The 15543-nt window shown below is 65.1% G+C and carries 13 protein-coding genes; 7 read left to right on the top strand and 6 right to left on the bottom strand.

All coding sequences use genetic code 11. The features are described from left to right. The first annotated feature begins 103 nt into the window (after nt 1-103). The gene (locus AC1PLU_RS19830; RefSeq protein ID WP_481095428.1) at nt 104-475 is read left to right on the top strand and encodes a hypothetical protein; all 372 of its coding nucleotides are present in this window, start codon (nt 104-106) and stop codon (nt 473-475) included. A 106-nt stretch (nt 476-581) separates the two neighbouring features. After that, the gene (locus AC1PLU_RS19825; protein WP_104552020.1) at nt 582-2177 is read left to right on the top strand and encodes an APC family permease; all 1596 of its coding nucleotides are present in this window, start codon (nt 582-584) and stop codon (nt 2175-2177) included. A gap of 299 nt (nt 2178-2476) precedes the next feature. Here AC1PLU_RS19825 and AC1PLU_RS19820 read toward each other — a convergent pair whose 3' ends face one another. Continuing rightward, on the bottom strand, nt 2477-3169 hold the full coding sequence (locus tag AC1PLU_RS19820) for a hypothetical protein (protein WP_176340294.1): 693 nt from the start codon (nt 3167-3169) through the stop codon (nt 2477-2479). A 312-nt stretch (nt 3170-3481) separates the two neighbouring features. Here AC1PLU_RS19820 and AC1PLU_RS19815 point away from each other — a divergent pair, with 312 nt between their 5' ends. After that, on the top strand, nt 3482-4411 hold the full coding sequence (locus AC1PLU_RS19815) for an oxygenase MpaB family protein (RefSeq protein WP_481095429.1): 930 nt from the start codon (nt 3482-3484) through the stop codon (nt 4409-4411). Between the two features lie 286 nt (nt 4412-4697). On the opposite strand, the gene AC1PLU_RS19810 is transcribed toward AC1PLU_RS19815, so the two are convergent. The 5 genes from AC1PLU_RS19810 to AC1PLU_RS19790 form a co-directional block, all read right to left on the bottom strand. After that, nucleotides 4698-6767, bottom strand: a complete 2070-nt coding sequence (locus AC1PLU_RS19810; RefSeq protein ID WP_481095439.1) for a M13 family metallopeptidase — start codon at nt 6765-6767, stop codon at nt 4698-4700. 147 nt (nt 6768-6914) lie between these two features. Beyond that, nucleotides 6915-7610, bottom strand: coding sequence for a glycosyltransferase (locus AC1PLU_RS19805; protein WP_023905307.1), 696 nt, complete (start codon nt 7608-7610; stop codon nt 6915-6917). A gap of 114 nt (nt 7611-7724) precedes the next feature. Then, complete coding sequence (locus AC1PLU_RS19800) at nt 7725-8720, bottom strand: aldo/keto reductase (protein ID WP_481107036.1); 996 nt, start codon at nt 8718-8720, stop codon at nt 7725-7727. 224 nt (nt 8721-8944) lie between these two features. Continuing rightward, nucleotides 8945-9514 (bottom strand): flavodoxin family protein, encoded by a 570-nt coding sequence (locus AC1PLU_RS19795; protein WP_481095430.1) that lies wholly within the window; start codon nt 9512-9514, stop codon nt 8945-8947. Nucleotides 9515-9568: 54 nt separating this feature from the next. Continuing rightward, nucleotides 9569-10504, bottom strand: a complete 936-nt coding sequence (locus AC1PLU_RS19790; protein ID WP_481095431.1) for a LysR family transcriptional regulator — start codon at nt 10502-10504, stop codon at nt 9569-9571. A 106-nt stretch (nt 10505-10610) separates the two neighbouring features. Between AC1PLU_RS19790 and AC1PLU_RS19785 the strand changes: the two genes are divergently transcribed. The 4 genes from AC1PLU_RS19785 to AC1PLU_RS19770 all read left to right on the top strand — a co-directional run bounded on the left by AC1PLU_RS19785 (nt 10611) and on the right by AC1PLU_RS19770 (nt 15381). Continuing rightward, a complete protein-coding gene (locus tag AC1PLU_RS19785; RefSeq protein WP_481095432.1) occupies nt 10611-11021 on the top strand; it encodes a DoxX family protein in 411 nt (136 codons plus the stop codon). Between the two features lie 32 nt (nt 11022-11053). Next, nucleotides 11054-11872, top strand: coding sequence for a DODA-type extradiol aromatic ring-opening family dioxygenase (locus tag AC1PLU_RS19780; protein ID WP_481095433.1), 819 nt, complete (start codon nt 11054-11056; stop codon nt 11870-11872). Nucleotides 11873-12186: 314 nt separating this feature from the next. Further along, a complete protein-coding gene (locus tag AC1PLU_RS19775; protein WP_023905300.1) occupies nt 12187-13431 on the top strand; it encodes a putative DNA modification/repair radical SAM protein in 1245 nt (414 codons plus the stop codon). 510 nt (nt 13432-13941) lie between these two features. Next, the gene (locus AC1PLU_RS19770) at nt 13942-15381 is read left to right on the top strand and encodes a UdgX family uracil-DNA binding protein (protein WP_481107035.1); all 1440 of its coding nucleotides are present in this window, start codon (nt 13942-13944) and stop codon (nt 15379-15381) included. The last annotated feature ends 162 nt before the right edge of the window (nt 15382-15543 follow it).

The following is a 15543-nucleotide window of genomic DNA, read 5'->3' as shown; positions in this document are numbered from 1 at the left end:
CAGCGGCTGGCAACACGTGGCGAGCGCCCGCCCGACGGTGAGCACAGCAGTTTTTTTGGCCGCTCCAGTTCCCCCCATCGCATCGACTGAAAGGATTGCCGACATGCGCCTGATCGCCTCACTGGTTTACTGCCTGCTCGCTCTGGCCGGCTGCCACGACCGTAACGGCACCACCTCCATCACCCGCGCCACCCGCGATGGCCAGGACGTGATCTTCAGCAAGACCCTGGCCACCGCCACCGAAACCAACGTGCATTGCCTTGCCAGCAGTAGCGGGCACTGCCACTACCTGGTCTATGAAGAACACTGCGCCGCGCGCACGGCCGACGCTGGCTCAGCCGCTCCCGTCTGCGCACGCAAGACCCTGGACAGCTTTGCGTTGGCCGCAGGGCAGGTACGCGCACTGCGCGGCGTCCCGCGTGAGGCGCATACCTGCGTGGATGCCAAGGCACCCAGCGCCGATTGCCACGGCTAGGCAGTTGTCGGATACAAGCCTGAATACGCACTGACGATGAGCGGCCGCTTCTGCGATCATTACAGGCTTGTTGCCGGTTCACGGCGTCCTCACAGCCAGGCTCTTCATGTCCGAACAATCGCTACGCCGCGACGTTGGCCCCTTCGCCCTCATGCTTACCGGCCTGGGCTCGATCATCGGCTCCGGCTGGTTGTTCGGCGCCTGGCGCGCCGCCGGCCTGGCCGGCCCCGGCGCGATCTGGGCCTGGATCCTAGGCGCGGCGATCATCACCACCATCGCACTCTCCTACGCCGAACTAGGCGCCATGTTCCCCGAGTCCGGCGGCATGGTGCGCTACAGCCATTACTCGCACGGCTCGCTGGTGGGCTTCATCGCCGGCTGGGCCAACTGGATCGCGATCGTCTCGGTGATTCCGGTCGAGGCCGAGGCCTCGGTGCAATACATGGCCTCCTGGCCGTGGGCGTGGGCGCAAGGCTTATACGTGCAGGCGCCCGGTGGAGCAGGGGAGTTGTCGGTGCCCGGCCTGCTGATCTCGGCGGTGCTGGTGCTGGTGTATTTCTTCCTGAATTTCTGGAGCGTCAAGCTGTTCGCGCGCTCCAATACCTTGATCACCGTGTTCAAGCTGGTGGTGCCGGCAGCGACCGGCGTGGCCTTGATCGCCAGTGGCTTCCATAGCGAAAACTTCAGCGTCGGCATCCACGGCGACGAACACGTGATCGACCTGGCGGCGGTGCTCACCGCCGTGGCCACCGCCGGCATCGTCTTCAGCTTCAACGGCTTCCAGAGCCCGGTGAACCTGGCCGGCGAGGCGCGCAACCCGGGCCGCAGCATTCCGTTTGCGGTGCTGGGTTCGATCGCGCTGGCCACGGTGGTCTACGTGATCCTGCAGGTGGCCTACATCGGCGCTGTACCGCCGGAGTTGCTGGCCAAGGCCGGCTGGCACGGCATCGACTTCCGCTCGCCGTTCGCCGAGCTGGCCATCATCGTCAACCTGCATTGGCTGGCGATGCTGCTGTACATCGATGCCTTCGTGAGCCCCAGCGGCACCGGCATCACCTACACCGCCACCACCGCGCGCATGGTCTACGGCATGGAAAAGAACGGCACCATGCCGTCGGTGCTGGGCAAGCTGCACCCGGTCTGGGGCGTGCCGCGCATGGCGATGTTCTTCAACCTGGCGGTGTCGTTCGTGTTCCTGTTCTTCTTCCGCGGTTGGGGCACGCTGGCGGCAGTGATCTCTGTGGCGACCATCATTTCCTACCTCACCGGCCCGATCAGCGCGATGGCATTGCGCCGTCATGCGCCCGAGTTGCATCGCCCGCTGCGCATCGCCGCGCTGCCGGTGCTGGCCGGCGTCGCGTTCGTGATGGCCACCGAGTTGCTGTACTGGGCGCGTTGGCCTCTGACCGGTGAGATCATCCTGCTGATGGTCGTGGCGCTGCCGGTGTACTGCTATTACCAGGCCAAGCAGGGCTGGCCGGATCTAGGCCGCAACCTCAAGGGCGCCGCCTGGATGATCTGCTACCTGCCGATGATCGCGCTGCTGTCCTGGGCCGGCAGCAGCGACTTCGGCGGCCACGGCTATCTGAGCTACGGCACCGATCTGGCGGTGGTCGCGGCGGTCGGCGTGGTGTTCTACATCTGGGGTGTGCGCAGCGGTTGGCGCACGCCGTCGGTGGAACGGGCGGTTGCGGAAGCGTAAGAACGGCATCAAACGGCTGCGCTCACCCTCGGTAGGTGCGGCCGGTGCTTGGTAAGGCTTGCATTGCTGGTGTGCTGTAGTTGTTCCGCGACGTTTGCACCAGGTAGGCAACTCTCGGCTACGTAGTGTTGGTCGCTGCAGATGTTGACCAGCATTTGAAGCAGACGTCATCTAAATAGAAACGGCCGGTGCAGCTGCACCGGCCGTTTTTGTTTTGCTTCATGGCGCACGCCATTGTCGTGCGGTGATTCAATGACTGGAAAAACTGATTACGCCACGCGGCTAGTCTCGGCAGGTTTCTACGCGTTGGCCACCAGCCGCGGCGCACCGTCGAAGCGGTCCAGATCGCGCAGCAATTCGGTGTAGCGGCGCAGCCGGCCCATCTCGCGCATGTTGACGATGTCCTCGTGGCGCAGCTCGCGCCTGGAGGTGACTTCCTGCTTGTAGCGCAGCACTTCCGGGTAGCTGCGGGTCATGTCCAGCGCATCGGCGACGCATTCGACCGAATCGGCATCCGGTGTCAGCCGCGCGCGGCTATTGAAGGCGCGCAACCAGCGTTCGAAACCGGCGCTGTGATCGAACAGATCGGCGATGTACCACATGACGAACAGGATCGACGCCCACGAAGTGAAGATGATCACCACGCGGCTGAAGGTCAGGTGGTAGTCGTTCTGCCACAACTGGTGCGTGATCACCCCCAGCAGCACCAGCGAAATGGCCTGCCAGCCGATGATCGAGGCGATTACCCACTGTTTCTTTGCGACGGTGAGCAGGGCGAGCTCCTCGTCGAGCTGCTGGTCGGTCTTTTCGCGCCACTTGGCGACCTGCTCGTCGAAGGAGAGGCGATGGAGTGCGTTGTCCTGCAATAGCAGGCCTAAACCCTGGAACAAAGCGATCATGACAAGCTCCCGACGGATGGCTGGTACGAACGACTTGCTGCACTGGCGGTTGCCAGATGCGCTGGAGCGACCGACCCAACACCACAGGACCATGCGGCGTTTTGTCAGACGGCCTTAGTTCTAGCACTTTCGCTGTGCATGGCAATGCCCGATGCGAACCAATCGCCCTGCATTCCTGCGCACTCGCGCACAAATCGCAGTATTCAGGCGGTTTGCCGCGTTCTGATCCGCAGGGCGGCCACGCTGCGGCGCGTTTCTTGCTGCACTGCACACCTGCGCGCGCGTGGAGACGCATGCTGCAGTAGCCGGCCAGCCCGCACGGACCAGCCCGCCGCAGTGCTGCCGTGAGCGGGAACGCAGCGCAACCACGACATGGCGTTGCAGACGGCTGCGTATCATCGCCGCATGTCTGCCGTCCTGCGTACCCTTACCGCCCCCGCCGCCGAACAGATCCGCCGCTGGGTGCTGGGCGCGTTTCCACGTGGCCAGAGCAGTATCGAATACGACCAGCCGTTGGGCGATCCCGGCATCTTCGGGCCCGACAGCGTCACCTGGCGCGTGCATTCGGAGTTCCCCGGCATGCTGTCCGGCGGGCTGTGCGCGTTGATGCTGCAACTGTTGCACCCGCGCGCGCTGGCCGGGGTCTACGACCATTCCAACTTCCGTGCCGACCTGATCGGGCGGCTGCGCAGAACCACCAATTTCGTTGCCGGCACCACCTACGCACCGCGTGCGGAAGCCGAGCAATTGATCGCCCGCGTGCGCAAGATTCATGCGCATATCCGCGGCCATACCGCCGACGGCGTGGCGTACGAGGCCAACGATCCACAGCTGCTGACCTGGGTGCATGTCACCGAGGCCTACGGCTTTTTGCAGGGCTGCCGGCGCTATTGCCGCGACGTGCCGGTTGCCATCGCCGACCGCTATTACGACGAAGCGCGACGTGTGGCCGAGGCGCTGGGCGCCACCGACGTGCCAGCCAGCGAGGCGCAGGTAGATGCGTATTTCGCCGGCGTGCGCGGTCAGCTGCGCATGGACGCACGCTCGCGTGAGGTACTCGACATTCTCACCAGTATCCAGCTGCCGGTGCCTGCGGCAGGTTTGTCGCGCGGGGTATTTCTCGGCGCCGGCACTGCCTTGCTGCCGGGCTGGGCCAGCGACATGCTTGGCCGCACCACGATGCAACGCATGCAGGCGCGTGCCTCGGCGCGTCTGTTGCGCAGCCTGTCGCCGTTGTTTCGCACTGCGTTACGCCGTGATGGGTTGTCTGCGCGTGCGTGTCGGCGGATGCAGTTGCCGTCGGCGATGTTGTTGCAGTGGCCGGGGGAGGGGTGAGCGGCGGATGGTGGTTTGCTTCGCCGTACTGGCCGCTCCTGGCGCATGGCGTGTTGCCAGAGTGGATAGGGCGCTAGGCAGCCGCACCCTCACCCCAACCCCTCTCCCGGCGGGAGAGGGGCTCGAAGCCCTAAATTCACCACGGTGCCAACGCGCGCAGCGGACTTGGCCCCTCTCCCTCCGGGAGAGGGGTTGGGGTGAGGGTACGTTGAGAGGCAGATGCTCCAGACCTCCTAAAAAAAACCGCTCTACGCCTTACGCAGCAGCAGTCGTCCCTGTCCACCACCTACCAAATCCGCACCCGCTGCTCGGGCGCCAGATACAACTGCTCGCCCTGCTTCACATCGAACGCCGGATACCATGCATCGAGATTGCGCACCGTCTGCGCGCGGAAGCGTCCAGGCGCGTGTACGTCGGTGAGCACCGCGTTGCGTAGCGCTGCGTCGCGGTACTTGCTGCGCCAGGCCTGCGCAAAGCCCAGGAAAAAGCGCTGATCCGGGCTGAAGCCATCGATGGTGTGCGGCTGCTTGCCCTGCAACGACAGTTGATACGCATCGTATGCAGTGGCCAGACCGGCAACATCGGCGATGTTCTCGCCCAGCGTCAGCTTGCCGTTGACCGCCAGGTCGTCGAATGGCCGGTAGGCGCTGAACTGCGCGGCAAGCGCATCGCTGGCGGTCGCAAATTTTTTCAGATCCTGTGGCGTCCACCAGTTGTGCAGCTCGCCATGTTCGTCGAACAGCGCGCCCATGTTGTCGAAACTGTGGCTGATCTCATGGCCGATCACCGCGCCAATCGCGCCGTAGTTCACCGCATCATCGGCGGCCGGGTCGAAGAACGGCGGCTGCAGGAGCGCAGCCGGAAACAGCAGGCGGTTTTCCAGCGGCACATTCAGTGCGTTGACTTCCTGCGGCAGCATGTACCACTCGCGGTGATCCACGGCCTTGCCCAGCTTGGCCAGGTTGCGGCGGTACTCGAATAGTTTGGCGCGCTCCGCATTGCCCAATGCATCGTCGCGGCGCACGTCCAGGCCGCTGTAGTCGCGCCAGGTATCCGGATATCCCACCGCCACCGTCAACCCGGCGATCTTGGCCTTGGCGTGCTGCTTGGTCTCCGGGCTCATCCACGCCAACGCATCGATGCGCTGGCCGAAGGCGGTGACGATGTTCCTGACCATCTCTTCGGTGCGCGCCTTGGTCTGCGCGCTCACGTACTTCTGTACGTAGCGTTTGCCGACCGCCTCGCCCAACGCCGCATTGGTCGCATCGATGGCGCGCTTCCAGCGCTGGCGTTGTTGCGGGGTGCCCTCCAGCGTAGTGCCGTAGAACGCGAAGCGTGCATCCGCGAAGGCCTTGGACAGATACGGCGAGGCGCGATCCAGCTCACGAAAACTCAGATAGTCCTTCCAGGTCTGCAGCGGCTGCGACTGCACCAGCGCCGACAACCCGGCCACCGCCTGCGGCTGCCAGACGATGAAGTCCTGCTGCGATTTCAAGCCCGCCGCCTCGAAGAACAGCGTCCAATCCAGACCCGGTGCGTGACGTGCGAAATCGGCCTGTTTCCACGCATTGGCGCCGGCCGGCACGTTGTTGGTCTGTTCGGCGGTGGCATGCACATGCGCCATCGCGGTTTCCAGCGCCAGGATGCGCTCTGCGCGGGCCGGTGCATCGCTGATGCCGGCCAGATGCAACAGCTTGACGATGTACGCGCGGTAGGCGTCGCGCAGTTGCGGCATGCGCCCGCCATCCAGATAGAAGCTGCGGTCGGGCATGCCCAGGCCGCCCTGCACCAGATACGGCACATAACGCCCGGGGTGATGCAGGTCCTGGGTGATCCACAGCCCGAACAGCCGGTCGGTGTAGAAATTGGTGGAATTGAGCAGGTCCACATCGGCGCGCAATTGGCCGCCCAACGTGCGTGCCAGCGCCTGCTTGTCGTCCAGTTGCGCGATCGCCTCCAGTGCCGGTTGCACCGGGCGCACGCCCTTGGCCTCGATGCCGGCTTCGTCCATATAGGCCGCGTAGTAATCGCCGATCTGCTTGTCTTCGCCAGTGACGCGGTCGTTGGCGGCTGCGCCTTCGATGATGTCGCGGCTGTGCCGCTCGGTCTCGATGGCAATGCCGACAAAGCTGTTGTAACTGGAGCGGTCGTCGGGGATCTGCGTGGTCTTGACCCAGTTGCCGCTGGCATACCCGAAGAAGTCGTTGCCCGGCGCCACGCCGCGATCCATGCCCGCCACATCGAAGCCGAAGTCGCCCAACTTCGGCGTGCTGGGTGCCGGCTTGGTGGTGGCAGAGGACGTGGGCGTGCTGCCATCGCGGTGACACGCGGCAGTGATCAGCAGCACCGCAGACAGCGCAGCGATCAGGACAGGGCGGTGCAAAGGGGCCATGCGGCACAGCTCGAAACCAGAACAGACGGCGCAGTGTAAGTGGCTGCCAGCGCCACGTCCCGGCTTGCGGACGACGACGGACATATGCCCGCATGGGTGGACACGCCCGGTTCAGCGCCGGCGCTGGTACCAGAAGCCGAGCGCATCGCGGGTCTGCAGCATGCGCCGCCCGCGCCAGAGGAAACGCAGCAGCAAGCCGAGGTGTTCGCGCTTGGAAAAGCTGCGCAGCTTGCGGTCGGAGGTATGCACGGTCTGGCGCAGGATCACGAACCGCCCGCAGCGTGCCAGCGCGCGGCTCAACGCCACATCCTCACCGGCGTAGTAACGCGTATCGAAGCCACCCGCGCTGACGAACGCAGCGCGCGTGCAGAACAGAAAGCAGCCGGGCGCGATGCCGCTGACACGAAACAACCAGCCGAAGATCGCCTGTGCGGTGCGCTCGGACCACACGCGCCTGCCCTGCAGGTGCACCTGCGCGCCACCGCCCACGGCACCGGCCTCCAGCGCCGCCAATGCCGCGCCCACCACCTGCGGGTTGATCAGCGTGTCCGCATCCAGAAACAACAACTGCTCGCCACATGCCAATTGCGCGCCGGCATTGCGGGTGGCGGCGATATGCCGCAGTTGCACCTCCAGCACCTGCGCAGCATGCGCACGCGCGATGGCGGCGGTGTCGTCCTCGCAGGCATCGGCCACCACGATGACCTCGTAGTCCAGCTGCATGGTCTGCGCGCAGGCATGCAGGCACTGCAGCGTGTCGCCGATCAGCGCGGCTTCGTCGTGGGCGGGGATTACGAAAGACAGCATCTGGCGCACGGCTCAGGTGAGGGTGCACCAAGTGTGCGAGCCACGCCGATGCAATGGCGTGAGCGCCTGCGGTCGCCACAGCGGTGCGGCCGCAGGCAGGACGCGAAGGCCGGCTCAGCGGTTGACGGTGGCCATCATTGCTTCCGGGTAGCGCGTGCCGGCCGCGGCCTGTGCCGGGAAAATCGCATCGATGCGTGCCAGCTCGTCCGGCATCAGCGCTACATCGAGCGCGCCGATGTTTTCTTCCAGATAGGCCAGACGTTTGGTGCCCGGGATCGGCACCAGATCCTGGCCTTGCGCCAGTACCCAGGCCAGTGCCAGCTGTCCGGGTGTGATGCCCTTGTCGGCAGCGATCGCCTTGACCTGTTCCGCCAGCTGCAGGTTGCGAGTGAAGTTGTCGCCCTGGAAACGCGGCGAATGGCGCCGGTAATCGTCGGCGTCGAAGTCGTCCGGCGAGGAGAACGCGCCGGTAAGAAAACCGCGCCCCAGCGGCGAATACGGCACGAAGCCGATCCCGAGCTCGCGCACCGCAGCGAACACGCCGTTGTCTTCCGGCTCGCGCGACCACAGCGAGTATTCGGTCTGTACGGCAGTGATCGGATGCACCGCATGCGCACGCGCAATGGTGTCCGCAGCCGCTTCGGAGAGCCCAAGAAAACGCACCTTGCCCTGTTCGACCAGACGCGCCATCGCACCCACGGTGTCTTCGATCGGCACGTTGGGATCCACGCGGTGCTGGTAATACAGGTCGATATGCTCCACACCCAGGCGGCGCAGGCTGGCTTCGCAGGCCGACTGCACGTACGCCGGGCTGCCATCGATACCGCGCACCGACGGGTCGTTGGCATCGAGCTTGATGCCGAACTTGGTGGCCAGGAACACTTCATGCCGACGCGATGCGATCGCCTTGCCGACCAGGATCTCGTTGGTGTGCGGGCCGTACATGTCGGCGGTGTCGAGCAGGCTGATGCCGTGATCGAGCGCGCGATGGATCACCTTGATCGAGCCGGCCTCGTCGCTGCGATTGCCGTAGAACGCGCTCATCCCCATGCAGCCGAGGCCGAGTGCAGAGACGGTGGGGCCGGAACGGCCAAGCGTGCGGGTTTGCATGGTGGGGGAACTCCGTGCGGTCAAAAGGGCGGGGCCAAGCATGGCGCGGGTGGCGTTAGGGCGATGTGGCTCGATCGGTGAGGCGTCGCGGTTGCGGCCGTTGCAGGCCGTTGCGGCATGGCAACCGCACCGATTGCGCCACGACGCAAAAGCCCGCGCATCCCGGCAGACCGAAGCCTGCCGCCATGCACGGGCCTTTTACGCGGACGCAACTACCTGTCGCTTCAGCCCTTGAGCTTGCCGGCGAATTCGGCAATGCGCTTGCCGAGCAGCCTGGCGGTTTCCAGATCGCCGCTGCGCGGCGCTTCTTCCGGCGAGGCATCGGACGGCGAGATCGCCAGCGCGCCCGCCCAGCCGGCGGTCCAGTTGATGTCCTGCGGGCCGTTGGCCTTGGTGTTGGCCGGCATCAACCCGGTGCCGACCCAGACCTGGCCGTGCTGCTGCGATAGCGTCCAGAAGTACTGGATGGTGGCGTACTTGTCGCCATTGACCGAGGCCGAGTTGGTGAAGCCGGCCGCAATCTTGTCCTTCCACGCCTGCGCAAACCACGGCTTGGAACTGGTGTCGGCAAACTTCTTGAACTGCCAGGCCGGCCCGCCCATGTAGGTGGGGCTGCCGTAGATGATGGCATCGGCCGCACCGATCGCCTCCCAGGCGTCGTCGGGCAGGTTGCCGTCCTGGTCGATGCGATACAGCGTGGCCTCGCCGACGCTGGCGGCGCCGGCCTGCACGGCTTCGGCCAGTTTGACGGTGTGGCCGTAGCCGCTGAAATACACGATGGCGATCTTGCTCATGGGCAGTCCTTGAACCGAGGGGATCGGGATTGTGCGCACACGTGGGCCGACAGGTTAATGACCACTGCCGGGACGAACTGTTGCCGGGGCCGCCAGACCAGGCGCGCACTCGCCCATCGTCTCGACCAGGTAATCGATGAAGCTGCGCACCTTCGGCGCCAGATGGCTGCGGCTGGTGTAGACCGCGAAGATGCCGATATCGGCCAGCTCGTACTCGGGAAGAATGCGTACCAGGCGCCCGGCGGCGAGGTGGTCGTCGGCCAGAAAATCCGGCTGCATCGCAATGCCCTGGCCGGCCACCGCCGCCGCGCTCAACACATGCCCGTTGTTGGCGCGCAGCCCGCCGTGGATGCGCACAGTGGTATCCCCATCGGGGCCATGGAAGCGCACCTCGTCGCCATTGGGCGAGTAGTGATAGAGCAGGCATTCGTGGCCGGCCAGATCGGATGGATGCCTGGGCGTGCCCGCGCGTGCCAGATAGGCCGGCGCCGCACACGTGAGCAGCCGCACCTTGCCCAGCTGGCGGGCGATCAGCGTCGGCGCCGGCTGGCGGGTGATGCGGATGGCGACATCGAAGCCTTCTTCCACCATGTCGACCAGGCGGTCGGACAGCGACAGGTCGAGCTCCACCTGCGGGTAGCGCGCGCGAAAGCCCGGCAGCAACGCCGCCAGCCGCTCGATGCCGTAGCTCACCGGCGCGTTGACGCGCAGCACCCCGGCCGGCTCCAGCGCCTGAGCGCCCACGGTGGCCTCCAGGTCGTCCAGATCGGCCAGCAGCTGCAGGCAGCGCTGGTAATACGCGGTGCCGGCGCTGGTCAGGCTGACCCGCCGGGTGGTGCGGTTGAGCAGGCGGGTGCCCAGCCGCTGCTCGAGCGCGGCGACCTGGCGGGTGACGCTGGCGGTGGAGCGGTCCAGCGCATCGGCTGCAGCGCTGAAGCCGCTGCGTTCGGCCACTGCGGTGAACACGCGCATTGCGTCGAGGGTATCCATGCTGGATCCGATTATTGCTTTGATCGCAATAAATTATCCGAATCAAAACTATTTATCAGAAATTTGTAAGCAATAGGCTGTGCAGGTCCTCACCGGAGTCTGTCAAATGTCCACTTCCCTTGCATCCCCGCGTACCGTCGCTTACGGCACGGCCTTGTTGCGCATCAGTCTGGGCGCGCTGTTCCTGGTGCACGGCCTGACCAAGCTGCTGGTGTTCACCCCGGCCGGTACGGCGGCCTATTTCCAGTCGCTCGGCCTGCCCGGCGTGCTGGGTTACCTCACCATCGCGCTGGAACTCGGCCTGGGCCTGTCCTTGCTGTTGGGCATCTACGCGCGCTGGGTGGCGCTGTTGGGCGTGCCGCTGCTGCTGGGCACCATCGTCAGCGTGCATGGCGCCAATGGCTTCGGCTTCTCCAATCCGGGTGGTGGCTGGGAATATCCGGCGCTATGGGCGGTGTTGCTGATCGTGCAATCGCTGCTTGGCGATGGCGCCCTGGCCTTGAAGCCGGCGCGCTGAGGCGGTTTGTTTTTCTTTACGAGGAGTTGTCCATGACCCGCTTGCCTTCCCTGTACATCTCGCATGGATCGCCAATGACTGCGCTGCAGCCGGGGCAGGTCGGCGAGCGCCTGGCCGAGCTTGCGCAGACCTTGCCGCGGCCACGCGCGATTGTGGTTGCGTCCGCGCATTGGCTTGGCCGTCGCCCGCTGGTCAGTGGCGCGGCGCGGCCGGCCACCATCCACGACTTCGGCGGGTTTCCTGCGCCGCTGTACGAGCTGGAGTATCCCGCGCCTGGCGAGCCGGCGTTGGCGCAACAGATCCTGCGTCGGCTGGAGCAGGCCGGCCTGCATCCGCACCTGGACCCGCAGCGCGGCTTCGATCATGGCGTGTGGGTGCCGCTGCGCCTGCTGTATCCGGCTGCCGAGATTCCGGTGGTGTCGGTGTCGATCCAGCCAGAGCTCGGCCCGGCCCACCAGTTCGCGGTGGGCCGCGCGCTGGCACCGTTGCGCGATGAAGGTGTGCTGGTGATCGGCTCGGGCAGCATCACCCACAACCTGCACGACGCGCGCCAGGGCTACAGTGCCGAGCGCGAGGCGCCGTACGTGCGGCCCTTCATCGAATGGACCGAACGCAAGTTGGTCGAAAACGACATCGCCGCGCTATTGGACTATCGCCGCCAGGCACCGCAGGCCGCGCGCGCGCATCCCACTGACGAGCACCTGTTGCCGCTGTATGTGGCGATGGGCGCGGCGGGCGACGACCGGCTTGGCGCGCAGCGCATCGATGCGGGTATCGATGCCGGCCTTCTGGCCATGGATATCTACCGGTTCGATGGGGATCGCGCGCTTGCGGATCCGGTTGCCGCATGAGTCCACCGTGCTTGCAGCACGCAGGCATTGTGGCCGACACGTAAAGTGCCGGCAGCATGCCGATACCGTTGCCATCAGGCATGTGCCGGTGACACGCTGGCACCATAGGCATCACGCATGGCTCAGACGGCGCGCCGCGCCGCAGCAATGACGTATGGCGGCGGACTGGGCACCACCGCCATCACGTATGGCGATTGGAGCCAGCCAGCCGCACAACGCCAAGGCATGGCGCCCGCACCACAGCGCTCTGAAGCATTCACGATGCGTGCGGGGCAGTCTCACAGACTGAGACGCCATCGCTGCATGCTGCTTGGGTGAAAATCCTCGACAAGCTCGCCGTCCTCGCCGACGCCGCCAAATACGACGCCTCCTGCGCCTCCAGTGGCGCCAACAAGCGCAATTCGCTCGGCACCGGCGGCATCGGCAGCACCGAGGGCATGGGCATCTGCCACTCATACACGCCCGATGGCCGCTGCGTCTCGCTGCTGAAGATTTTGCTGACCAACTTCTGCATCTTCGATTGCGCGTACTGCGTCAATCGGGTGTCCAGCAACGTGCGCCGCGCGCGCTTCACGCCGGAAGAAGTGGTCACGCTGACGCTGGATTTCTACAAGCGCAATTACATCGAAGGCCTGTTCCTGTCCAGCGGCATCATCCGCAACTCCGACTACACCATGGAGCAGCTGGTGGAAGTGGCGCGGCAGCTGCGCGAGGTGCATCACTTCGCCGGTTACATCCATCTCAAGACCATCCCCGATGCCACGCCGGAATTGCTGGCCGCGGCCGGTCGCTACGCCGACCGCCTGAGCATCAACGTGGAGTTGCCGACCGAGCAGGGCCTGACCTTGCTGGCGCCGGAAAAAAGCGTCGGCGGCATTCGCGCGGCGATGGGTGAACTGCGTTGGCGCATCGAAGAGAATCAGCTCGAGCGCAAGGCCGAAAAAGTGCGCCGCGCCAAGCCGCCGCGCTTCGCCCCGGCCGGGCAAAGCACGCAGATGATCGTCGGTGCCGACGACGCCAACGACCGCAGCATTCTGGACACCAGCCACAATCTCTACGGCAATTACCGGATGCGCCGGGTGTATTACTCGGCGTTCAGCCCGATCCCGGATGCCTCCTCCAAGTTGCCGCTGCAGGCGCCGCCGTTGCAGCGCGAGCATCGGCTGTATCAGGCCGACTGGTTGTTGCGCTTCTACGACTTCAGCGTGGAAGAGATTGCGCCGGCGCAATCCAGCGGCATGCTCGATCTGGATGTGGACCCGAAGCTGGCGTGGGCGTTGCGCAATCCGGAGCGCTTTCCGGTGGATTTGAACGCGGCGCCGCGCGAGATGCTGCTACGGGTACCGGGCCTGGGCACGCGCAATGTGGAGCGCTTGCTGTTGTCGCGCAGGCATGCGCGCTTGCGGGTGGGAGATCTGGCGCGGTTGCGGGTGCCGATGAAGAAGCTGCTGCCGTTTGTGAGTGTGCTGGATCATCATCCGCGCCAGCGCTTGGACGATCCGGTGCGGTTACGCGCGCAGTTGGCGCCGGCACCGCGACAGGCAAGTTTGTTCGATTGACGCCTGTCCCTTCTCCCGTCGGGAGAAGGTGCCCGAAGGGCGGATGAGGGTACGGCCGCACGCATGACTTGGAAGTTCTTGATTGCTTCTACGAATCCCCAATTTCCACCACCGAATTCCTGCGCCAAGAGCTTCCACGCCTTGCGGCGCGGGTTACTTTTGTCTTGGCAAAAGTAACCAAAACCGCTGTCGCCTGACGCGATCCGGTGCGATACAGCCGCACCGGTGCCCTGTGCTCCTCGCCATGCGCGGCACGGCGCCCAAACTCGCTGCGCTCAGACAGGGCGCCTCTTCGGCCACGCATGGCTGCGGTGCTCGGCTCGCTCTAAGGCGACTTGGTGCAGCAAAATCAACGGCGACAAGCGACAAGCGACAAGCGACAAGCGACAAGCGACCAGCATCAGTAGCAGCAAAAGCCGCAAAAGCCCGCGAGAAAATCGCAACAACGCAACGATAGTGCCGCCAGTAGAGCGATGGCGAGATCGAAAATCTTGAGGTCAGGTGTAAGCGATGTTCAGCGCTGAAGTTGAGCCAGGTTGGAGTCTTGATGCATGGCGTGCGCTGGCGCGGGCGGGGTGGTGCGCGCAGGTGGAGCCTGACTCCATTGCGTGGAATGGTGGCGTGCAGGGTGGCTTGTTGATGGGGCAGGGGCTGCTGGACCTGCCGGCGGTGGTTGCCCCCCCGCGTGTGTCGGCAGAGTTTTTGCAGATGGCGGGCTCGGTATTGTGTCATCGCGATCCGCAGCGCTATGCGGTGTTGTATCGGTTGTTGTGGCGGGTGGCGTCCGGCGAGCGGGCGTTGCTGGAGCGGGCGACCGATGTCGATGTGCACCGTGTGGCACAGTGGCAGAAGGCGGTGCAACGCGATACGCACAAGATGAAGGCATTCGTGCGCTTCCGGCGCTTGCCCGGCGAAGAAGAAGACTTTGTGGCGTGGTTCGAGCCCGGACACTGGATCGTGGATCGGGTGGCGCCGTTTTTCGCGCGCCGTTTCGCCGGAATGCGCTGGGCGATTCTGACTCCGTATCGCAGTGTGCGCTGGGATGGCGAGGCGTTGACGTTCGGCGAAGGCGCCGTGCGCACCCAAGTGCCGGCCGACGATGCGCAGGAGACGCTGTGGCGCACCTATTACGCGCACATCTTCAATCCGGCGCGGCTCAATCCCACCATGATGCGGCAGGAAATGCCACAGAAATACTGGAAGAATCTGCCCGAGGCGAGCTTGTTGCCGGAGCTGATCCGCGAGGCGGGTGTGCGCGTGCGCGAGATGGCCGAGCGTGCGCCAGAGCCGGTGCGGCGGCGAGTGCCGGTCGCGCCAGCGCCGGTCCCGGAAGTGGCCACGCAAAGCCTGGCGCAGTTGCGCGTGGCCGCGCGCGATTGCCGGCGTTGCGCGTTGTGGCAACCGGCAACGCAGACGGTGTTTGGCGAAGGGCCGAACGATGCATCGGTGATGGTGATCGGCGAGCAGCCGGGCGACGAAGAGGATCTGAGCGGGCGTCCGTTCGTCGGGCCGGCCGGGCGTTTGTTCAATATGGCGCTGGGCGAGATCGGCATCGATCGCGCCACGGTCTATGTGACCAATGCGGTCAAGCATTTCCGCTTCGAGCAGCGCGGTAAACGGCGGCTGCATCGCAACCCGGAACGGGCGCATGTGCAGGCCTGCAGTGGCTGGTTGCATGCAGAGCGCGCACAACTGCGTCCGGCGCAGATCGTGTGCCTGGGCGCGACCGCGGCACAGGCGGTGTTAGGAAGCGGCTTTCGCTTGATGCGCGAACGCGGCCAATGGCAGCGCCTGGACGATGGCACGCCGGTGCTGACTACCGTGCATCCGTCATGGGTGTTGCGTCAGCCAACGACAGCCGCACGCGAAGAAGGCTATCGCGGGTTTGTGGAAGATCTGCGCCAGCTGCTGGACGTACCGATGTCGGCTGGCAGCTCGGCCGCGCCATAAAAAAATACGCGTGCAATGGCACGCGTACGGTGTCGGAGAACCAAGACACCAAGTGGGGCCACTGAGGAACCAGTGACTCCATCACCGCCGCTTCGCGGTTGGGTGGCGTGTACCTGAAACGTGGTTTCAGGTACACGCGGATCGGCCTACAAAAAGCGTTTG

The organism is Xanthomonas sp. NCPPB 2933, assembly GCF_056725225.1.
Note: the sequence above shows the minus strand (reverse complement) of the source record. Positions and strands in the feature narration are given on the sequence as shown.